Here is a 20,548-nt window from a genome sequence, read left to right as displayed (position 1 = left end):
GGATGTAGATAACACTTACCTTATCTTATTGTTAGACTCTTTCGTTTTTCTAAACAAAAAACAAAAAAGAAAATTGCTCCCTTTATCACAAAAAGTAATAAGTAGGGAGCAATTTTCTTTTATATTTACACGTAAAAGTTGTTATCGTCTTTTTTAAAGAGCCCAAAAATGATTCTACATGGACGATAATGAAAAGTCAAGAACTACAGCTCTTCCTCTTCTTCTTCTTCTGATTCGTCATATTCTAATTCGTCTTCATCAACGAAGTCTTCATCATCATCTTCTTCTTCTTCTAAATCATCAAGATCATCATCTTCTTCAAGAAGTTCATCAAGATCTTCTACATCATCTTCTTCTAAATCATCAAGATCATCTTCGAAGTCTTCATCATCACCGATGTAGTCGTCTAATTCATCTTCTTCCACTTTACGTTTCTTCTTAGACTTCGGCTGAGGTAAAATTTCTTCATCAATTTGCTCGTATGGGTACCATCCACGTAGCCCCCAACGATTTTCTCCAAGATTGATAAAGCGCCCATCGATATTTAAATCTGTATAAAATTGCGCGATTCTCGCAGCAACTTGTTCTTCAGATAGTTCCAGTAATTGAGCAATTTCTTGAACTAGATCATGAAACGGTGTTGCTTGTTTTTTTTCCTCTAACAAGCTATGTACAACTTCGATCATGGACAATTCTTTTAGCTCTTCTGGTGAAAATTGCTTTAAATTCACTTGTGCGACACTTCCTTTCTTAAAATATATCCTAATTATATAAAGGCCTGTTCAAAAAAATCCATACTATTCATTATAAACAAAACTGCACCAAATATGCCACAAAAAAAATAGGGAATCATAAAGTGATTCCCTATGCATATTAAAGGTTATTTTCCTTTTTCGTTTTGAATCATATGAGCACCATTTAACACATAACGAATTTGCATCTCTGTATACTCTTCCAATGTATAAAGTTTCTGCAACGCCCAGCGACGAAATCCCCACATTTGTCCTTGAATAAAAATATTATGAGCAAGCAGTTGAATCTCTTTTTTTGTTAAAGTAAATACTTTATTTTGAACACATTGCTGCAAAATATCTTCGAACATCCCCACCATTTGAAATTCTTTCTCTAATACGTAAGGCAGCGATTCTTTTGGTAGAAAACGAACTTCTTGATACATAATAAGAACCTCTTCTTGTAATTCATCCATAACTTTAAAATAGTTTGTAATCGCTGCTTTTAAGCTATCAACATTTCCTTTTTCTCTGCACAACACTTGCTCTAAGCGCTCTTTTACATGTTCATAAATGCTATCGCACACTAAATAAAGTACATCATCTTTCGTTCTAATATATTCATAGAGCGTACCAATGCTAAAGCCTGCCGCTTTTGCAATTTCTCTTGTTGTTGTACGAGGAAATCCTTTTTGTTTAAAGAGCTGCACAGCACCTTTAATCATTTGCTCACGCCGAAGTGCAATAAGTCTTTCATCTTTCACAGATGCTTGTACATTGCGCTTAACCATCTCCTTCACTCCTTTTTTCTCAATTTGCAGGAAGAAGCGTAGGAGATTCCCTACGCTTCTCATAAAATGAAACTTCCATCAGTGGGGGGTTCTTCATCCCCCACTGATAGAAAGCCCGCCCAATCGGGCGCATGCCAGCAGTTATCCCCCACCTAGCTTCTTTAGAAAAGCGGAGGCAAAGCTGGACAACGCTTTTCTCTGCATCTTGAAGTGGGGGCTTACTGCCCACGAATAGCGGGATAATTTCTACTTCGTTAACATACGTGAAATAACAAGGCGCTGAATTTCTTGCGTTCCTTCGTAAATTTGCGTAATCTTTGCATCGCGCATAAAGCGTTCCACTGGATAATCTTTTGTATAACCGTATCCTCCAAATACTTGCACAGCCTCTGTTGTCACTTTCATTGCTGTATCTCCTGCAAATAGTTTCGACATTGCTGATTCTTTTCCATACGGTAAACCTTCTGATTCAAGCCAAGCCGCTTGATATGTTAACAAGCGCGCCGCCTCTACTCCAGTCGCCATATCCGCTAGTTTAAAGCCAATTCCTTGTTGCGCGGCAATTGGTTTCCCAAATTGCTGGCGTTCCTTCGCATAATCAGCAGCAGCATCAAGTGCGCCTTGTGCGATACCAACCGCTTGCGCCGCAATACCATTACGGCCACCATCTAATGTTTGCATTGCAATTTTAAATCCTTGCCCTTCCTCGCCAAGTAAGTTCTCAGCAGGAATGCGGCAGTCCTCAAATATAATCTCCGTCGTCGGTGAAGAACGAATACCAAGCTTGCTCTCTTTCTTTCCAACGGAAAATCCCGGCGCATTGCTTTCCACAATAAATGCACTTGTACCGCGCTGCTTTGATTCTGGATCTGTCAGTGCAAATACAACATAAATATCCGCAATTCCGCCGTTTGTAATGAAAATTTTCGAACCGTTTAAAATATAATGATTGCCATCACGCTTTGCTGTCGTCTTCATTCCACCAGCATCAGAGCCAGAACCCGGCTCCGTTAAGCCATAAGCACCTATTTTCTTTCCTTCTGCCATTGGGCGTAAATATTTCTGTTTTTGCTCCTCTGTACCAAATTTAAAAATTGGCCATCCTGCAAGCGATGTATGCGCTGATAACGTTACACCTGTAGATGCGCAAACGCGTGACAGCTCTTCTACCGCAATCACATAAGCTAAGTAATCGCTTCCAATTCCGCCGTACTCTTCAGGCCACGGAATACCAGTTAAACCTAGCTCCGCCATTTGATCAAACAAGGCGCGGTCAAAGCGTTCTTCTTCGTCGCGCTCCGCTGCCGTTGGTGCCACTTCATTTCTCGCAAAATCACGAACCATTTTCCGAATCATTTCGTGCTCTTCTGATAGTTTAAAATGCATCTCTATCTCCCCCTTAAAGCGCTCTACTAATAACTAAGCGCTGGATCTCACTTGTTCCTTCATAAATCTCACATATTTTTGCATCGCGGAAGAAGCGCTCCGCAGGATAATCTTTTGTATAGCCATAACCGCCAAGCACCTGCACACCTTCAACAGCAACTTCTACTGCTGTTTTGGAAGCAAATAATTTTGCAATTGACGCTTCCTTCCCGCACGGTAAACCTTGTGCTCTTAATGATGCAGCGCGGTATACGAGCAGGCGAGCTGCCTCGACGGCTGTTGCCATATCCGCTAGCTTAAAGCCTAATCCTTGCTGCGCGGCAATTGGTTTCCCAAATTGATGACGCTCTTTCGCATAATCAGTAGCACACTCCAGCGCTGCTTCGGCGATGCCAAGTGACTGCGCCCCGATACCGATGCGGCCAACATCTAAATTTGCCATTGCCACTTTAAAACCTTGACCTTCCTCGCCAAGCAAATTCTCCGCAGGAACTTTCATATCTTCAAACGTTAATTGCACTGTACGAGAACCTAATAACCCCATTTTGTGTTCATCTTTTCCAACAATTAAACCCGGTGTATTTTTTTCAACAATAAATGCCGATATCCCGCGTGTACCTGCCTCCGGATTCGTAGAAGCAAAGACAATATATGTATCTGCCTCGCCGCCGTTTGTGATAAATACTTTCGAACCGTTAATAACGTACTCATCACCTTGCCTAACTGCTCTTGATTTCAGACTCCCAGCATCTGATCCCGCACTTGGCTCTGTTAATGCAAATGCCCCTAAATATTCACCAGCTGCCAACTTTGGAAGATATTTTTGTTTTTGCTCTTCTGTTCCAAAATATAAAATAGGATTCGTTCCAACAGAGGTATGTACCGCTAAAATCACCCCTACGGTAGCGCTTACTTTTGAAATTTCATGAATGGCTAAAATATACGAAATAAAATCCATTTCCGCTCCGCCGTATTTCGCTGGAATCGGTATCCCCATTAGTCCAAGCTCACCCATTTTCTTTAGGACTTCTCGAGGAAACACCCCTTGCTCCATAGTAGGAACAAAGGGAGCAATTTCCTTCCCGGCAAAGTCCCGAACCATTTTCCGCATCATTTGCTGCTCTTCTGTAAATTGAAAATTCATCTGCTCCACCTCAAATTATTTTCTATTGCGATTGAACGATTTAGTAAGACCACTAGTACACCGAAAGAGGTGTTTATTATTCATAAACGTAAAAACCGCGTCCTGTCTTACGTCCCAACCAGCCTGCGTTCACATATTTACGTAGGAGCGGGCATGGTCGATATTTGCTATCTCCCAATCCTTCATGCAGTACTTCCATAATGTATAAACACGTATCTAAACCGATAAAATCAGCAAGTGTCAACGGTCCCATCGGATGATTCATCCCAAGCTTCATAACTTCATCGATTGCTTCTTTCGTTGCCACGCCTTCATATAACGTATAAATTGCCTCATTAATCATTGGCAATAAAATACGGTTAGAAACAAACCCTGGGAAGTCATTTACTTCAACTGGGACTTTGCCGATTTTTTTTGTAATATCCTCAATCGTTTCATATACAGCATCCTCTGTTGCTAAGCCGCGAATAATTTCGACAAGCTTCATAACCGGAACTGGATTCATAAAGTGCATACCGATGACTTTTTCTGGACGATTTGTAACAGCTGCAATTTCAGTAATTGGCAGCGAAGATGTATTTGTTGCCAAAATCGTATGCTCTGGTGCTAATTCATCTAAGTTCGCAAAAATTTGCTTTTTAATGTCCATTCTTTCCACAGCCGCTTCGATGACAAGGTCTGCTTCTTTTACACAATCTAGTGTAAGCGTTGCTGTCAGACGATTTAACGTTGCCTGCTTATCCTCTTCGCTCATGCGGCCCTTCTCAACTTGTCTAGATAAATTTTTTGTAATAATCCCAATTCCGCGGTCTAACTGCTCTTGTTTTAAATCTTGCATATATACGTCATACCCTGCCATCGCACACACCTGTGCAATTCCAGAACCCATTTGCCCCGAACCAATTACGACAATCTTTTGTACTGTCATGTTTATAGCCCCCTTTTTTACTGAACCTCAATCATGATTGCGTCGCCTTGACCACCGCCGCTGCAAATAGAAGCGATTCCGATTCCGCCGCCGCGCTGCTTCAATGCATGAATAAGAGTAACGATAATGCGCGCCCCGCTTGCTCCAATTGGATGCCCCATCGCAACCGCTCCGCCGTTTACGTTAATCTTCTCTGGATCAATGCCTGCAATATTTGCACTTGCAATTGCTACAGCAGCAAACGCTTCATTAATCTCAAATAAATCAATGTCTTCCACTTTCTTGCCTGTTTTCTTTAATAACTCGTTAATGGCATAGCCTGGTGTTCTCGGAAAATCCTTTGCTTCAACCGCAATTGCTGTATGCCCTAAAATCGTTGCAAGGGGTTTTCTTCCTTCCGCCTTCGCACGCTCTTCACTCATTAATACGAGCGCTGCTGCCCCATCATTTAAACCTGGTGCATTCCCAGCCGTAACCGCTGCATCCTTATCAAATACAGGTTTTAGCTTTGCTAATTTTTCAAGTGTTGTATCTTTGCGCGGTGCTTCGTCGTGCGCTACGACTACCGGTTCCCCTTTTCGCTGCGGCACAGATACAGGGACAATTTCTTCTTCAAAGCGGCCTTCCTTTTGCGCTGCAGTCGCACGCATATGACTTCTGTACGCCCACTCGTCTTGCATTTCACGGGAAATACCATCTTCTTTCGCAACATCGCCGCCGTACACACCCATATGCATGCCGGTAAATGAGCACGTTAAACCATCTGCCACATTTAAGTCGACAACTTCGTTATGCCCCATACGATATCCCCAGCGTGCGCCGCGTAAAATATATGGACTATTGCTCATCGATTCCATGCCGCCTGCTACAAGTAACGAATGATCGCCAGTACGAATAATTTGATCTGCTAACGTTACAGCACGAAGTCCGGATGCACAAACTTTATTCACTGTTTCTGTACGAGTCTCCCACGGAATCCCTGCCTCTCTAGCTGCCTGGCGAGATGGAATTTGCCCTTGTCCTCCTTGAATAACCGCTCCAAATACAACTTCTTCAATATCACTTGCTGCAACATTCGCGCGCTCTAATGCCGCTCCAATTGCAATTCCTCCAAGCTCCGTTGCCTTTACATCCTTTAAAGCTCCCCCAAACTTTCCAACAGGTGTTCTTGCAGCACTTAAAATTACTGTTCTTGTCAAAACATATTCCCCCATTTCTTTTTATTACGGCGTTGATTGAACGCTCGTTCAGTGCAGCTGTTGTGAGAAAGAGGTGCACGGTTTGCACCTCCTTTTATCTAAAGTTGTACGGATTCTTATATGTTACATTGCTTCTTTCTTCGGTCCGATGACAGAGCGCTCTAAAATCTCTGTTATATCAAGCGTTTGCACGCGCTCTTCTACTTCTTTCGCCTTCGTACCATCGCTGATCATCGTTAAGCAATACGGACAGCCCGTACCGATCATCGTCGGCGATGTAGCAAGTGCTTGTTCGGTACGGGCCACGTTAATACGCGAACCAGCCGTCTCTTCCATCCACATCAGACCGCCGCCAGCTCCGCAGCACATTCCTGTTTCGCGATTACGTTCCATTTCAACAAGCTTCACACCTGGAATCGCTTTTAAAATATTGCGCGGCGCTTCATATACTTCGTTATAACGTCCTAAATAACAAGAATCGTGATACGTAATCGTTTCTTCTACGCGGTGAACTGGCTTTAAGCGCCCTTCTTTCACCCACTGTGCTAACAGTTCTGTATGATGATAGACTTCTGCTTGTAATCCAAAGTCCGGATACTCATTTTTAAACGTGTTATACGCATGCGGATCGATCGTCACAATCTTCTTCACGCCCGCTTTCTCGAACTCTTCAATATTCTTACTTGCCATCTCTTGGAAAACAAATTCATTTCCAAGGCGGCGCGGTGTATCTCCTGAGTTTTTCTCTTTATTTCCGAGGATCGCAAAGGAAATACCAGCTTCATTCATTAACTTCGCAAATGATAACGCAATTTTCTGGCTTCGGTTGTCATAAGATCCCATAGACCCTACCCAGAATAAATATTCAAACTCTTCGCCTGCTTTCGTTTTTTCTTTCACAGTTGGAATGGAAACTTCTTCTTCCATCGTACGCCACGTTTCACGCTCTTTACGATTTAATCCCCAAGGGTTTCCTTGACGTTCGATATTTGTCAGAGCACGCTGCGCTTCTGGATCCATTTTTCCTTCGGTTAAAACGAGGTAGCGACGTAAATCAATAATTTTATCAACATGTTCGTTCATAACCGGACATTGATCCTCACAGTTACGGCACGTTGTACAAGCCCAAATTTCCGTTTCCGTAATGACATCGCCAATTAAACTTGGATTGTATGTGAGCGTTGCTGCCGATTCATGTTGTCCATCTCCAGCTGCCATCATCGCTAATTGGTTGCCTTTTGTATTGTTAAATGCAACGGTTGGTACCCACGGTGCGCGCGACGTTACTGCTGCACCTTTATCTGTTAAATGGTCACGCAATTTTAAAATTAAATCCATTGGCGACAGCATCTTACCAGTTCCTGTTGCCGGGCACATATTCGTGCAGCGGCCGCACTCTACGCATGCATATAAATCAATAAGCTGGGTTTGTTTGAAGTCTTCAATTTTCCCAACGCCAAACGTTTCTTGTGTTTCATCTTCAAAATCAATTTTTTCTAATTTCCCTGGGTTTGTTAAACGGCTAAAGTATACATTTGCTGGTCCTGCAATTAAATGCGCGTGTTTCGATTGTGGAACGTAAACTAAAAACGTTAACAAAATAAGTAGATGCATCCACCACGCAAAATAGAACAGGGTAATTGCAGCTGTTTTGCCAATTCCAGAAAATAAGTAAGCGATTGCAGAAGCGATCGGTTCACTCCATGATAATTCCTCGCCATGCCAAATGATGCCCATTCCATTACCAAGGAGAACAGATAACATTAAGCCGCCGATAAAAATTAAAACTAGCCCTGCTTTAAAGTTCCTCTTTAAACGAACAAGCTTCTCAATATACCTTCTATAAAAAGCCCAAAAGACTGCGATTAAAATGATAAGTGTGACGATTTCTTGGAAGAATGTAAATGCAGAATATAGTGGTCCAAGTGGAAGATGTGATCCTGGTGCTAAGCCTTTCCATATGAAGTCAATTGCTCCAAACTGGACAAGAATAAATCCGTAAAAAAACATAACGTGCATGATGCCGCTTTTTTTATCTTTGAGCAGCTTCTTTTGTCCGAAGACATTCCCTTTAATCAAGTCCCATCTTTCTTTAAAGCGGCGATCAAACTCTACTTTCTTTCCTAATCGTATGTAGGTAATTCGTGTTCGTATAAGATACACAAATAAATATGCTGCATACGCTATGATGGCAATTGTCGCCAACCAATTTACAATTAATAAGCTATTCATAATTTCTGCCAGCCCCTCTCCATGTAGTATGATTTTTATTTTCGAATCTTCGAAAATAAATAATTTTCTGAATTTATTACCCCTACTCCCATTATATGATGAGTGAGCATTCAGTCAACAGTTTTTTGTTATACAACAATATATTTTTTCATAAAGCTTTTTATTTCGGTGAAACTATAAAGCGACACTTCCATCAGTAGGGTTTTTTCATTCCCATTGATGATTAGTTGAATCAATTTGGCTCATGCCAATGCCAGTAGCCTCTGAATATTCAGGGCTGGGGATTACTGTCTTCGAATAGCAGGATAAAAATGAATATAGAGGGGGGAATGATTACATGAACTTTTTATTTCTCGTCCTTATCTTTCTCTTACTGTGGGCAACTTTTGACTTCATCTATGGAAGAAAAATTCATTTGAACAATCTTAAACCGCGTTCCTTTCCTGTACGCCATAGTAATTTTAAACTTTATACATATGGTCAAACATTATATAAGGAACTATTTACTGATATACAACACGCTAAACACCATGTACATATTTTGTTTTTTATCGTAAAAAATGATGAAATTAGTCACACATTTTTACAGCTTTTAATGGAAAAAGCAGAGCAAGGTATTGAAGTGCGCCTTCTTCTTGATCGAATCGGCAGCCATCATTTATCAAAACAAACGATTTGTAAATTAAAACAACACGGTGTGCACTTTTCATTTTGTCATAAAATTCGCCTTCCATTTCTCTTTTTCTCCGTTAACCAAAGAAATCATAGAAAAATTACAATTATTGATGGAAAAATTGGGTACATTGGAGGATTCAACATCGGGGAAGAATATTTAGGGCACAACCAAGAACTAGGGCCTTGGCGTGACTATCATCTACGCCTTACTGAAGAAGGTGTACAAGATTTACAAACGCAGTTTCTACATGATTGGCGCGATGATACAAATGAAGACTTATTGCATGAAAATTGTTATTTTCCAATACTAAAAAAAGGAGAAACTTCTCATCGGTTCATACCAACTGACGGTGCATATTTACAACAAACATTTCTCGACCTTATTGAAAAGGCCACAAAAGAACTGTATATTGGTACGCCCTATTTTATTCCTGGAAAAAAACTAATGAACGCATTGCTGCGCGCTCGAAAAAGAGGCGTTCGTATTATTATACTCGTTCCTAAAAAAGCAGATCATCCATTTGTTCGTGAAGCAAAACTTCCATATTGTCGGAAGCTTATTAAAGCAGGGTGTCATATTCATGAATTTCTAGATGGATTTTTTCACGCAAAAATTGTAATGGTAGATGGCTGTATTTGTGATATTGGAACTGCAAATTTTGATAAGCGAAGCTTATATATTAATCATGAAATCAATTGTATATTATATGACTCACCGTTTTTAGAACAAGTAAAGAAAGAAATTGAGCAAGACTTAAAAGCTTCCATCTTACTTTCTATGGATGATGTTTCTTCTCTATCCCTTTCTGACAAAGGAAAGGAATGGATCGGAACATTATTTTCTTTTTTTCTATAAATACAGAAAAGGCGGGGTACCTATGCAAATAAGATTTGGTTATGTCGCACATGCACTTGCATTGTGGAACTGTTCTCCTGCAAAAAGATTTAACACTATTTAAATTAGTAGCGGACCTTTCATCCATTAGGGGAATAAAACGCCGGAGCAGCAATACCCTTGAATGGTAAACTAGTCTATGCTGAAGACGTATAGAATTTATTACAAAAGGGAATACAAATTTAGAAAAAGACATAAAAAAACAACCGTCTTAATTAGACGGTTGTTTTTTTCTATTTTAATATTCAAATGGTAAGTCTGAAGCTAATTGTACTACCTCGTTATGATTTGTTACTGCTTGATTTTGATCTACTACCGCAGTTCCAAATGAAATACCCGCTAACATTGCTAACGTCAATAAACTACCAACAAGAAGTTTCTTCATATTCCATTCCCTCCATATCTTTCTTTTAATATAACATGAAATTTTATCCACAAAACATGTAATTATGCATATCCATTTTTTTCATATTTAAACATTCATTTTTTTTAAAAGCGTCTTTTTGTAAGAACATAAATCTAATAGTTCAAAAAAGAAAAGAGCTTTTTCATAAGCAATTCTAATATCATCTTCTGAATGCCCTAGCTTTTCAAGACATTCTCCTTTTTGATAAAACAGCTGCCCAATGAGTGTCATGTTACTATTACAGCATGATGTTTCAATTGCTTTTTCAACTTGCTTAAGCGCTTTCTCATACTGTTCATCTAAATACAATGCCTTTGCATAATTATAGCCAACCTTTATAGCAAATTCCTCGCTACTATGTAACGACTCCAACTGTTTTAAAATATTTTGATAAAGTTCGATGCTTTTTTGAATACATCCATTTTCCGCATAAATGTTTGCAATTGAATTTTCGATATATAAATTTTGAAATACATCTATACCTACTAATTGCTGATTTATTAATTTTTTTAATTCCAAAATGCAGTATTCATAATTCACTTTTTTCAACACATACGCCGATAAGTGATGGTACCAAAGAAGAAACTGTTGAAACTCTGGATGATCTTCTTCTTTCTTTAATTCATCCCATACCTTTTTATAAATTTCTTCATATCTCCTTTGTTTGCTTAGCGATTTAATATGACTCTTAAATTGTTTTTTTCGTTCAATATCAGAATAAGCCAGTACTTCATAAAAATGAATGATAGGTACTTTTAGCTTCGCTGCAATTCCCTGAAGTATGTCCATGCTTGGATATACTACTCCTGATTCTATTCTACTTACTTCCGACTGATGACATATGTTATCAGATAGCTGCTTTTGTGTCAAACCTCTCATTACTCTAATGTTTTTAATTTCGGCTCCCAGCTTTTGTGCATGCATGTTAGCTCACCATCCCGTTTATAGCAGTTTATTTTTTTAAGTGGTCATACCACTACAATAAGGCCCTTTCGACAATTTTCGATATGAAATATTGCATAATTTATATAAAATTTAGCAACTTCCTCTTACAATTTATCTCATACAAATACAAGATTAGGAGTGTTAGAGATGAATTATAAAAAAATGACTAGTGCCCTTCTTACTTTCGGTCTACTCTGTCCTTTATCAACTGAAGCAATTCATGCTCAAGAAATTAATAATAACCAAGTAAAAGTTGAAGTTGCTCAGCCCGGTCTAACAATCGGAAAATTAACAGAACCTCAAAATGACACGAAAGAAAACATCGCGAAAAAGTACTTAAAAGGTGAAGTGCAAGGGTCAAAAGCACAACAAGAACAAGTTACCACTGAAAAAAGCGTTGATTTCCAACTGACAAATAAAGAGACAAAAGAAAATCAAACAGAAGTACGTCTTACCCAAACTTATAAAAGCTACAAAGTATACGGCCAAGACTTAATTGTAAAAGTAGATAAAAATGGAGTAATTACAACTGTCAGCGGTAAGGTTGCCCAAAATTTAGCACAACAACCTAATCTTACTATAACAAATTTTTTGTCGAAAAATGAAGTGAAAACTTTCTTACGAAATGCTCTTCAAACTCCAAATGATGCGTTAGAAAAAGAATTTACTGGTGAAACTGTCATTTATAAAAAACAAGACGGCAGCTACACATATGCAGATGTTATTACATTTACATATGAAAATGACGATCAAATCATTAACGGTCAAGCAATTATTGATTTAATCCATAGTGAAATGTTATTCCAAGAAAAAATCGTAAAAAATAAAGAAAAACAACCTGTTCCACAAGCTGGGATTCCGCAGTTATCTTCAGTAAAAAAACACGGAGCTGGTGTAAACGCACTACTAGAAAAGACATTATTTAATATCGCAAAAGGAACTGATGGAAAATTTTATTTAGCTGATTTAATGCGTGGTAATGGTATTTATATTTATGATGCAAACTATGCAGATTCGCAAGGCGGATATGATCAAGCTGGTTATCCTGGTACACTCGTTTCTAGTACATCAACTACATTTGTCGATAAAGAAGCTGTTGGTGTTATGAAAAACATGAGTGTTATTTATGATTATTATAAAACGAAACACAATCTAAAAAGCTACGATAATAAAGATGCAAAAATTGTTGCAAGCGTACATGGATTTGATTCTACTGAAGTAAGTGATGGTGTAAAAACAAACTATGAAAACGCCTTTTGGCATCCAGTTTGGAACCAAATGGTGTTTGGCGATGGCTTAAACGGAAAATTAACATCTGCTATTGATGTAACCGCACATGAATTTGGACATGCTGTATTTAGCGGAACAACTAAAAATAAAGTTGTAAAATATCCAAACGATGAAACAAATGCATTAAATGAAGGGCTTGCGGACTTCTGGGGAACACAAATAGAGTTTTACGTAAAGAAAGACAAAGGAAACTGGATTATGGGTGATACATTAGACGGCCCAACAATTCGTGATATTCCAAACGAAATCGGTGACCATGGTAAAAAACTATATACAAACTTACAAGATTTCTATAATGATGGAAACAACCAAGAGTCTCATCAAAATTCAGGGATTATTAGTCACGTTCTTTATCAATTGGTAGAAGGAAAAACATATAACGGTGTAACAGTTGCAAAACAAGGTAACGATAAAGTAAGTAAAATCGTTATGCGTGCCCTGCAAAACTATGCAACATCAGCAGAAGATTTCGAATCTCTTCACTCTCACATTGTACAAGCTGCAAAAGACTTATATGGTAATGCCGTAGCAACAGAAGTAGACAAAGCATTCCTAGCACACGGTTACAAAGCATTACCACAAGTGAATGAAGTGATTGATGTACAAAATAGAAAATAATAAAAAAGATGTTTACCGATTCACATTGGTAAACATCTTTTTTCATATCCACCCTTTTTCTTCTGCAATCGTAATCGCCTCAATCCGATTTTTTGCATCCAACTTTGTTAAAACATCCGAAATATAATTTCGAACGGTTCCAGATGAAAGATATAGTGTTTTTGCGATTTCATTTGTCGTCTTTCCTTCTTTCGCTAATAGGAGAACTTCTTTTTCCCGATCTGTTAACGGATTTTGTTCTTGCCATAGTCCAAACATAAGCTCAGGAGAAATTTCTCGTTTTCCATTCATAACATTACGAATTGCCGCTGCAAGATCTTCACTCGGACTATCTTTTAATAAATATCCATGTACATTTGCTTTCATTGCGCGCTCAAAATAACCGGGACGAGCAAATGTTGTTAAAATCATAACTCTGCACGATGATTGCTGCTTCCGTAATGTTTCAGCAACATCCAGCCCGCTTTGAATCGGCATTTCAATGTCCATAATACTAATATCCGGCTGCAATGTTTCAATTAGCTTTAAAGCCTCTTCTCCGTTTTCCGCTTGCCCAACAACTTCAATATCATCCTCTAAATCTAGTAAAGCTCCTAACGCTCCGCGAAGCATACGCTGATCTTCTGCAATGATGATTCGGATCATGCACGCACACCCTCTTTCCCTGTTCTTATAACAATTGGAACATGTATCGTTAACATCGTTCCATTATGAATATCATCTAATTTAAGTACTCCATCAATAAGAGCCAATCGCTCCCTCATGCCAAGAATACCATTCCCATCGTGATTTTTTTGTAATCCAATGCCATTATCCTTTACTTGTACGATCAATTTCCCCTGTGCTTCAAGTAACGAAATCACGCACTCTGTTGCCTTACTATGCTTAACCACATTTGTCACCGCTTCACGTAAACACATTCCCACAATGTTTTGTTCTAGCGGCGATAATACATTCGTACTTGTCTCCTGGTGCACCTCAAGCGACATACTAGCAGCTTGAAGAATTACCTTCACTTGCTCTAACTCTTCTTCGACAGTAATCATCCGCATATCAGAAATTAATTCTCGTAATTGTTTTAACGCCGTTCTTGATGTTTGCGTAATTTCCTTTGCCTCTAGACAAGCGCGTTCCGGATTTTTCACAATCAGCTTCTCAACAAGCTGACTTTTTAATGTAATAAGCGATAACGTATGTCCTAACGTATCGTGTAAATCTCTTGCAATACGCTGACGTTCTTCGCGCTTCACTAGATCGCGAATTTGTTCATTTGCTTCACTTAATTGTGTCCTTAATATCTTTTTTTGATTAAAATTCCGCATGCCAAATGGTGTAACAATCATTAAAATAAACATCGGGATTGCAGTTATGGCAGACGTATTTATAAACACGCGCATATTCACCAACATAAAAGAACCAATCATGACGATCAAAAAGAAAAATAACAATCGAAATTGTTTTTTTGTCGGTGCAAATCCCACTGCATTGGCTATAAAAAACCCAAAGAAAATCATATATGGGTTATAAAACGTACTAAATAAGAACGTAATTACAATTTGAATACAGGCCCACATCACATAATTCTTTGGCACAAAATAAAGCTGGCGGTATGCAATAACAAAGAGTATAAGCATCCCGCCTCCTAATATCAATTTCCATCCTGATTGCCCCATCAGGTAGTAAAGAGGAAAAAACAAATATACGAGCCATATATAAGGGAAAAATCCCATATGTTTTGGAAAAATTTCAAACTGCTTCTTTTCGATCATTTTATACCGCTTCCTGTCTTTTTCTTATATATATTGATAGTACAACAAAAGCGATAAAATAACCTCCCAAAATTGCCGCATTTTCCCAACCAATTGTCTTGCCAGCAACAATGTCCCAAGCTGCACTTCCAAAATGATATGTCGGTGTCCATTCCCCAATGCTTCTTAACGTCTTTGGAAATATTTCAATCGGCATCCACAAGCCGCCTAGAATCGCTAAACACATATTTAATATATTCGCTAGTCCAGTAGCCGCATCCGCTTTCTTAATTGCACCGATAATTGTTCCAAGTGCTAAAAATGGTGTAACACCAACCAATAACCATAATCCAGCGCCAATCCACTGTCCAATTGTTAACTGTACATCATTCATGACTATACCCGCGATGAAAATAACGATGATTGAAAAAGCATTTACAACCGTTTGAGCAATAATTTTAGCTGCTAAATATACTCCCTCTGGCAGCGGTGTAATTTGTAAAAGCTGTGTCCACCCTTGCCCCTTTTCCTGTGACAGACGAACACCAAAACTAAAGAGTGCTGTTCCTACAATACTAAAAGTAGCCATCGAAATTAAATAGTGTGCTTTCCATGCATCTCCGTTTTGCGGCACTGGCACCACATTTGTAAAAATGTAATAAAACATAACCGGCATTAATAATGAGAAAAAGATAAATAATTTATTGCGAAACGTACGTAATATTTCTATTTTGCATTGCATCCAAAACGCTCTCATGCAATTCCCTCCTTCTGATTTGCAACAAACTGTTCAAAAGCTTCATCCAGGCTGCCCCGTTCCACAGCAATATCCATGACCGGCAAATTTTTGTTAAAAATTTCCTGTATCGTAGCATCTGGATCATCTGTTGTCAGCACCACACGCTTTTCATGCCACTGGACACTTGTAACATGAGGTAGGCTACGAAGCATACTCGTCGGCACTTCCTCTTTTACATAAAACGATATTGTTTTTTGAGAAATTGTTGCTTTCATCTCATCTGGTGTTCCATCAACAATCACTTTTCCATTTGCAAATAATAAAATTCGATTTGCTAATGCATCTGCTTCTTCTAAGTAATGTGTTGTTAAAATTATTGTTTTTCCTTCATCTGCCAATTTTCGAATTGTATCCCAAAAGCTTTTTCTAGACGTGATGTCCATCCCTACTGTTGGTTCATCTAAGAAAAGTAAATCGGGATTCCCAGAAAGCGCGAGTGCAAAATTTAAACGTCTTTTTTGCCCGCCAGATAGCTTTTCACACCTTTGCTTTCTTTCTGATTCTAAATTTGATAACTTAAGTAATGTTTCTTTTGCAATTGGATTCGTATAATAACTACGAAACAAATCAATTGCTTCTTCTACTGACACACTATCAATGACGCTCACTTCTTGCAGCATTGCTCCAAGGCGATTGCGAACATCTCGGTGTTTTGGGCTCTTACCGAAGATAGAAACTTTTCCTTCTGAAGGATCCCTTAATCCAAGCATCATCGAAATTGTTGTCGTTTTCCCCGCTCCGTTCGGTCCAAGTAATGCAACGATTTCTCCTTTCGCTACTGTAAATGAAACGTTATTTACTGCTTTTTTATGTTTAAATGTTTTTGAAACACCATTTACTGCAATTATCTGTTCCATTTCCCCACCTCCGTCGTTCTTATATTTATATTGTATAAATTGGAAGAGGTGGAAAACAGTATGAGACGTCATGACATGAATATGACAAATGTCAGGAAATCTTAAAATGAGTGACTTTCCACGTCAGTAGCAGGACAAAAACAAACATGATACAATCATGTGAGATGTACATTCGAGGAAGGACAGTGGTTTTCATGATTATTCGCAATGAACAAGATTTAGAAGGCTTACGAAAAATCGGTCGCATCGTTGCGCTTGCTCGCGAGGAAATGAAAAAACAAGCGAAACCAGGCATGACAACAAAAGAGCTTGATTTAATCGGTAAGAAAGTATTAGATGATCACGGTGCTATTTCTGCACCTGAAAAAGAATATGATTTTCCAGGGACAACTTGCATTAGCGTCAATGAAGAAGTTGCACACGGCATCCCAGGAGACCGTGTCCTAAAAGAAGGCGACTTAGTAAACGTCGACGTATCTGCGGCACTTGATGGTTACTATGCAGATACAGGTATTTCATTTGTTCTTGGACAAGACGAAGCAAAAGAAAAACTTTGCGCTGCTGTTGAAAGTGCATTTTGGGCAGCCATGAAAAAAGTAAAAGCTGGTGCAAAACAAAATCAAATTGGTCGTGCGGTTGCCAATGATGCTCGTAAAAATGGTTATACGGTCATTCAAAACTTAACAGGACATGGCATTGGTCTTAGCTTACACGAAGCACCAAATCACATTTTAAACTATTTTGATCCAATGGATAACGCTCTCTTAAAAGAAGGACTTGTCTTAGCAGTAGAACCATTCGTATCGATGGGCGCAGATCATATTATTGAACGCGGTGATGATGGCTGGACATTTGTCACACCAGATAACAGCCTTGTTGCACAGTGCGAGCATACAATCGTTGTAACCCGCGGTGAACCAATTATTTTAACAGCGCTATAAATACCGAATAAAAGGAATGCACTCAGAAATGATGCATTCCTTTTTCTCTACATAATCTAAAGTTCGAATACACTAGACATACAATTTAGGGGCCTTCAAACAAAAAAGCGAACCTTTCTCTAAGATGATATTATATATTTTTTAAACAAAATATATAAACTATAAAATATCTATTGTTTTTATTTCTCAACATCAATTGATTGAAAATACAAAAAATAAAAGATAGAATAAGGTCGTTATCCGTCTTCTTTTGTCAGTCAGATAGAATAGAAGAATGGGAGAAGAAAATATGAAGAGATCATTAAAACAAAAAGTAGTAAGCTCTTTGCTTGCTATATCACTCACTGCCGGATTAGCCCCTCTTGGACAAGCAAAAGCTGATTCCCCTTCAGAAAATGGAAAAGTTTCACCTATTATTGAAAAAGTTGATTCCAACCGCGCAATTGAACATGTTCGCTTTTTATCTGAAACAATTGGCCCCCGCCCTGGCGGAACTCAAGCAGAACAGTGGGCTTCCCGTTATGTCGGAATGAAATTAAAAGCAATGGGATATGAAGTAGAATATCAACCATTTGCTGTACCAGATCAATACGTGGGATTTATTGATTCTCCACTATCCCATTCCCGAAATTGGCAAACAGGTGCTGCACCAAATTCTCTTATTTCAACTGAAGCTGTTACTGCTCCTCTAATCTTTGTTCCAAATGGGACAAAACTAGAAGAAATCCCGAATGAAGTAAACGGAAAAATTGTATTATTTGAAAAAGGAGAAACAGTAGAAGACTATAACAAACAAGTGGAAAATGCTGTAGCAAAAGGTGCAAAAGGCGTTCTCTTGTATAGTTTAATTGGTGGACGTGGCAATTATGGACAAACTTTCAAGCCAAGATTAACAAAAAAACAATCAATTCCTGTATTTGGCCTTGCTTATGCACAAGGAAATGCCTTCAAAGAAGAATTAGCAAAAAAGGGGAGTACAGTTCTTTCTTTAAAGGCACGACATGAATCAAACTTACAATCTCTAAATGTCATCGCAAAAAAGAAACCGAAAAATAGCGCCGGAAATGAAAAAGCTGTCATCGTAAGTTCTCATTATGACAGCGTTGCCGGGGCACCCGGGGCAAATGATAATGCTTCTGGAACTGGATTATTATTAGAATTGGCTCGCACATTCCAAAATGTAGAAACTGACAAAGAAATCCGCTTTATTGCTTTCGGTTCAGAAGAAATGGGGCTTTTTGGCTCTGAGCACTACGTTGATAACTTATCAAAACAAGAACGTGATCGTATTTTAGGTGTTTTCAATGCTGATATGGTTGCTACAAATTATGATAAAGCAAAAAATTTATATGCAATGACTCCTGACGGTTCTACGAATCTTGTAACAGATGCAGCATTAAATGCTAGTAAACAGTTAAATAATGACCTTGTTCTTCAAGGAAAATTTGGTTCCAGTGACCATGTGCCATTTGCTTACGCTGGCATCCCTTCAGCATTATTTATTTGGATGGGGGTAGATAGCTGGGATCCACTTATCTATCACATTGAAAAGGTATACCACACACCACAAGATAATGTGTTAGAAAACATTTCACCAGAACGTATGAAAATGGCGTTAGAAGTCATTGGTACTGGTGTCTATAATGTTCTTCAAAAACCTGCTGTACAAAAAGAACAAAAAGCTGCTTAATTATCCTCAAAGCCACCATCTAGAACTGGTGGCTTTTTTATTGAGAGGCGAATTGTATTATTAAGTGCGACACCTAAAGAAAAGACAAAAAATCCCCTTCAAGCTTCATTCTTCCCTTCATCTTTCCGTGAAGTTTTTTGAATGATTCCCTAAAGGGGATATCAATAATAATCTAAAGTTTTTTATTGTTTAATTCGTTGACGAGCGAATAGAATTCCACCTAAAACGAACAATACCATACCTCCAACAATTGAAATCATTTCCGCTGGTGTTCCTCCTGTTTTAGGAAGTAATACTGTCGTCTTATCGTTTTCTTTATTAAATGGAACTTTTGGATCGTTATTTGTATTTTCGTTAGGAACTTCAGGTGTCGGTTCCTTAATCTTTGTATTCGTAATATCATAACCTTTTACTTCTGTTTGATATCCGTCTACTGGTTGTTCTTTCACTTCATACTTGTATGCTACTCCATTTGCATCGTACGCTTGGAGATTTTCAAACGTGTACTTCCAGTTTGTTGCTTCACTTACTTCTTTCGTATCCACCACTTTACCGTTTTGTAGTAAGTCTACCTTGATCGTGCTTGGACGATCTTTCGCATTATCGTCTTTCCACGTTTTCGTTCCTTCTACTTTCGTTTGGCCTACTTTTGTATTTGTAATGTCATAACCTTTTACTTCTGTTTGATATCCGTCTACTGGTTGTTCTTTCACTTCATACTTATATGCTACTCCATTCGCATCGTATGCCGCCAAATCTTTAAATTCGTATTTCCAACCTTTTTCGGCTGTTACTTCTTGTGTTGCGATTACTTGGCCATTTTGTAGTAAGTCGACTTTGATTGTACTTGGACGATCTTTCGCATTATCGTCTTTCCACGTCTTCGTTCCTTCTACTTTTGTTTGGCCCACTTTTGTATTTGTAATGTCATAACCTTTTACTTCTGTTTGATATCCGTCTACTGGCTGTTCTTTCACTTCATACTTATATGCTACTCCATTCGCATCATACGCTTGGAGATTTTCAAACGTATACTTCCAGTTTGTTGCTTCACTTACTTCTTCCGTGTCTACTACTTTACCGTTTTGTAGTAAGTCTACCTTGATCGTGCTTGGACGATCTTTCGCGTTATCGTCTTTCCATGTCTTCGTTCCTTCTACTTTTGTTTGGCCTACTTTTGTATTTGTAATGTCATAACCTTTTACTTCTGTTTGATATCCGTCTACTGGCTGTTCTTTCACTTCATACTTATATGCTACTCCATTCGCATTGT

The 20,548-nt window shown here is 38.6% G+C and carries 18 protein-coding genes; 4 read left to right on the top strand and 14 right to left on the bottom strand.

Annotation, left to right across the window (positions count from 1 at the left end; all coding sequences use genetic code 11):
* Positions 1-203: 203 nt before the first annotated feature.
* The 7 genes from rpoE to ACIGHG_RS07480 form a co-directional block, all read right to left on the bottom strand.
* On the bottom strand, positions 204-731 hold the full coding sequence (gene rpoE, locus ACIGHG_RS07510) for a DNA-directed RNA polymerase subunit delta (RefSeq protein WP_396547874.1): 528 nt from the start codon (positions 729-731) through the stop codon (positions 204-206).
* A 149-nt stretch (positions 732-880) separates the two neighbouring features.
* Entirely contained in the window at positions 881-1,522 is a 642-nt protein-coding gene (locus tag ACIGHG_RS07505; protein WP_336471881.1) for a TetR/AcrR family transcriptional regulator, read from the bottom strand.
* 246 nt (positions 1,523-1,768) lie between these two features.
* Positions 1,769-2,908: an acyl-CoA dehydrogenase AcdA gene (acdA, locus tag ACIGHG_RS07500; protein WP_396547872.1), complete on the bottom strand. Its 1,140-nt coding sequence runs from the start codon at positions 2,906-2,908 to the stop codon at positions 1,769-1,771.
* Between the two features lie 13 nt (positions 2,909-2,921).
* The gene (locus ACIGHG_RS07495) at positions 2,922-4,052 is read right to left on the bottom strand and encodes an acyl-CoA dehydrogenase (protein ID WP_336471879.1); all 1,131 of its coding nucleotides are present in this window, start codon (positions 4,050-4,052) and stop codon (positions 2,922-2,924) included.
* Between the two features lie 76 nt (positions 4,053-4,128).
* Positions 4,129-4,980 (bottom strand): 3-hydroxybutyryl-CoA dehydrogenase, encoded by an 852-nt coding sequence (locus tag ACIGHG_RS07490; RefSeq protein WP_336471878.1) that lies wholly within the window; start codon positions 4,978-4,980, stop codon positions 4,129-4,131.
* Positions 4,981-4,997: 17 nt separating this feature from the next.
* Complete coding sequence (locus tag ACIGHG_RS07485) at positions 4,998-6,194, bottom strand: acetyl-CoA C-acetyltransferase (protein WP_336471877.1); 1,197 nt, start codon at positions 6,192-6,194, stop codon at positions 4,998-5,000.
* A 108-nt stretch (positions 6,195-6,302) separates the two neighbouring features.
* Positions 6,303-8,411 carry a (Fe-S)-binding protein gene (locus ACIGHG_RS07480; RefSeq protein ID WP_396547869.1) on the bottom strand — a complete coding sequence of 703 codons (2,109 nt, stop codon included), beginning with the start codon at positions 8,409-8,411 and terminating at the stop codon, positions 6,303-6,305.
* 337 nt (positions 8,412-8,748) lie between these two features.
* Here ACIGHG_RS07480 and cls point away from each other — a divergent pair, with 337 nt between their 5' ends.
* A complete protein-coding gene (gene cls, locus ACIGHG_RS07475) occupies positions 8,749-9,942 on the top strand; it encodes a cardiolipin synthase (RefSeq protein ID WP_336471875.1) in 1,194 nt (397 codons plus the stop codon).
* Between the two features lie 277 nt (positions 9,943-10,219).
* Here the strand turns inward: cls and ACIGHG_RS07470 are convergent, their stop codons facing one another.
* Positions 10,220-10,366 (bottom strand): quorum-sensing peptide PapR, encoded by a 147-nt coding sequence (locus ACIGHG_RS07470; protein WP_336471874.1) that lies wholly within the window; start codon positions 10,364-10,366, stop codon positions 10,220-10,222.
* 87 nt (positions 10,367-10,453) lie between these two features.
* The gene (locus tag ACIGHG_RS07465) at positions 10,454-11,311 is read right to left on the bottom strand and encodes a helix-turn-helix domain-containing protein (RefSeq protein WP_336471873.1); all 858 of its coding nucleotides are present in this window, start codon (positions 11,309-11,311) and stop codon (positions 10,454-10,456) included.
* Positions 11,312-11,479: 168 nt separating this feature from the next.
* On the opposite strand from ACIGHG_RS07465, the gene ACIGHG_RS07460 reads away from it, so the two are divergent.
* Positions 11,480-13,240 carry a M4 family metallopeptidase gene (locus ACIGHG_RS07460; RefSeq protein ID WP_396547866.1) on the top strand — a complete coding sequence of 587 codons (1,761 nt, stop codon included), beginning with the start codon at positions 11,480-11,482 and terminating at the stop codon, positions 13,238-13,240.
* A gap of 42 nt (positions 13,241-13,282) precedes the next feature.
* Here ACIGHG_RS07460 and ACIGHG_RS07455 read toward each other — a convergent pair whose 3' ends face one another.
* The 4 genes from ACIGHG_RS07455 to ACIGHG_RS07440 are packed head-to-tail and all read right to left on the bottom strand — an operon-like array spanning position 13,283 to position 16,644.
* On the bottom strand, positions 13,283-13,885 hold the full coding sequence (locus tag ACIGHG_RS07455) for a response regulator transcription factor (protein WP_090917979.1): 603 nt from the start codon (positions 13,883-13,885) through the stop codon (positions 13,283-13,285).
* A complete protein-coding gene (locus ACIGHG_RS07450; RefSeq protein ID WP_336471871.1) occupies positions 13,882-15,009 on the bottom strand; it encodes a sensor histidine kinase in 1,128 nt (375 codons plus the stop codon). The genes ACIGHG_RS07455 and ACIGHG_RS07450 overlap by 4 nt, the downstream gene beginning before the upstream one ends.
* A gap of 1 nt (position 15,010) precedes the next feature.
* Positions 15,011-15,745, bottom strand: coding sequence for an ABC transporter permease (locus ACIGHG_RS07445; RefSeq protein WP_396547864.1), 735 nt, complete (start codon positions 15,743-15,745; stop codon positions 15,011-15,013).
* Positions 15,742-16,644: an ABC transporter ATP-binding protein gene (locus ACIGHG_RS07440; protein ID WP_396547862.1), complete on the bottom strand. Its 903-nt coding sequence runs from the start codon at positions 16,642-16,644 to the stop codon at positions 15,742-15,744. Before ACIGHG_RS07440 ends, ACIGHG_RS07445 begins: the two co-directional genes overlap by 4 nt.
* Before the next feature lie 146 nt (positions 16,645-16,790).
* On the opposite strand from ACIGHG_RS07440, the gene map reads away from it, so the two are divergent.
* Positions 16,791-17,585, top strand: a complete 795-nt coding sequence (gene map, locus ACIGHG_RS07435; RefSeq protein WP_396547860.1) for a type I methionyl aminopeptidase — start codon at positions 16,791-16,793, stop codon at positions 17,583-17,585.
* Positions 17,586-17,874: 289 nt separating this feature from the next.
* On the top strand, positions 17,875-19,275 hold the full coding sequence (locus ACIGHG_RS07430) for a M28 family peptidase (protein ID WP_336471867.1): 1,401 nt from the start codon (positions 17,875-17,877) through the stop codon (positions 19,273-19,275).
* A 182-nt stretch (positions 19,276-19,457) separates the two neighbouring features.
* On the opposite strand, the gene ACIGHG_RS07425 is transcribed toward ACIGHG_RS07430, so the two are convergent.
* A partial coding sequence (locus tag ACIGHG_RS07425; protein WP_396547858.1) for a Cna B-type domain-containing protein occupies positions 19,458-20,548 on the bottom strand: 1,091 nt, incomplete at its 5' end.

This window comes from Bacillus sp. NPDC077411, assembly GCF_044543425.1.
Taxonomy (GTDB): domain Bacteria; phylum Bacillota; class Bacilli; order Bacillales; family Bacillaceae_G; genus Bacillus_A; species Bacillus_A bruguierae.
The sequence above is the reverse complement of the archived record's forward strand: the minus strand, read 5'-3'. Positions and strand labels throughout refer to the sequence as shown.

Coding starts and splice junctions, on each gene's coding strand:
- ACIGHG_RS07505 (WP_336471881.1), bottom strand. CDS start 1,522: ATGGTTAAGCGCAATGTACAAGCATCTGTGAAAGATGAAAGACTTATT.
- acdA (WP_396547872.1), bottom strand. CDS start 2,908: ATGCATTTTAAACTATCAGAAGAGCACGAAATGATTCGGAAAATGGTT.
- ACIGHG_RS07495 (WP_336471879.1), bottom strand. CDS start 4,052: ATGAATTTTCAATTTACAGAAGAGCAGCAAATGATGCGGAAAATGGTT.
- ACIGHG_RS07490 (WP_336471878.1), bottom strand. CDS start 4,980: ATGACAGTACAAAAGATTGTCGTAATTGGTTCGGGGCAAATGGGTTCT.
- ACIGHG_RS07485 (WP_336471877.1), bottom strand. CDS start 6,194: ATGGGGGAATATGTTTTGACAAGAACAGTAATTTTAAGTGCTGCAAGA.
- ACIGHG_RS07480 (WP_396547869.1), bottom strand. CDS start 8,411: ATGAATAGCTTATTAATTGTAAATTGGTTGGCGACAATTGCCATCATA.
- cls (WP_336471875.1), top strand. CDS start 8,749: ATGAACTTTTTATTTCTCGTCCTTATCTTTCTCTTACTGTGGGCAACT.
- ACIGHG_RS07470 (WP_336471874.1), bottom strand. CDS start 10,366: ATGAAGAAACTTCTTGTTGGTAGTTTATTGACGTTAGCAATGTTAGCG.
- ACIGHG_RS07465 (WP_336471873.1), bottom strand. CDS start 11,311: ATGCATGCACAAAAGCTGGGAGCCGAAATTAAAAACATTAGAGTAATG.
- ACIGHG_RS07460 (WP_396547866.1), top strand. CDS start 11,480: ATGAATTATAAAAAAATGACTAGTGCCCTTCTTACTTTCGGTCTACTC.
- ACIGHG_RS07455 (WP_090917979.1), bottom strand. CDS start 13,885: ATGATCCGAATCATCATTGCAGAAGATCAGCGTATGCTTCGCGGAGCG.
- ACIGHG_RS07450 (WP_336471871.1), bottom strand. CDS start 15,009: ATGATCGAAAAGAAGCAGTTTGAAATTTTTCCAAAACATATGGGATTT.
- ACIGHG_RS07445 (WP_396547864.1), bottom strand. CDS start 15,745: ATGAGAGCGTTTTGGATGCAATGCAAAATAGAAATATTACGTACGTTT.
- ACIGHG_RS07440 (WP_396547862.1), bottom strand. CDS start 16,644: ATGGAACAGATAATTGCAGTAAATGGTGTTTCAAAAACATTTAAACAT.
- map (WP_396547860.1), top strand. CDS start 16,791: ATGATACAATCATGTGAGATGTACATTCGAGGAAGGACAGTGGTTTTC.
- ACIGHG_RS07430 (WP_336471867.1), top strand. CDS start 17,875: ATGAAGAGATCATTAAAACAAAAAGTAGTAAGCTCTTTGCTTGCTATA.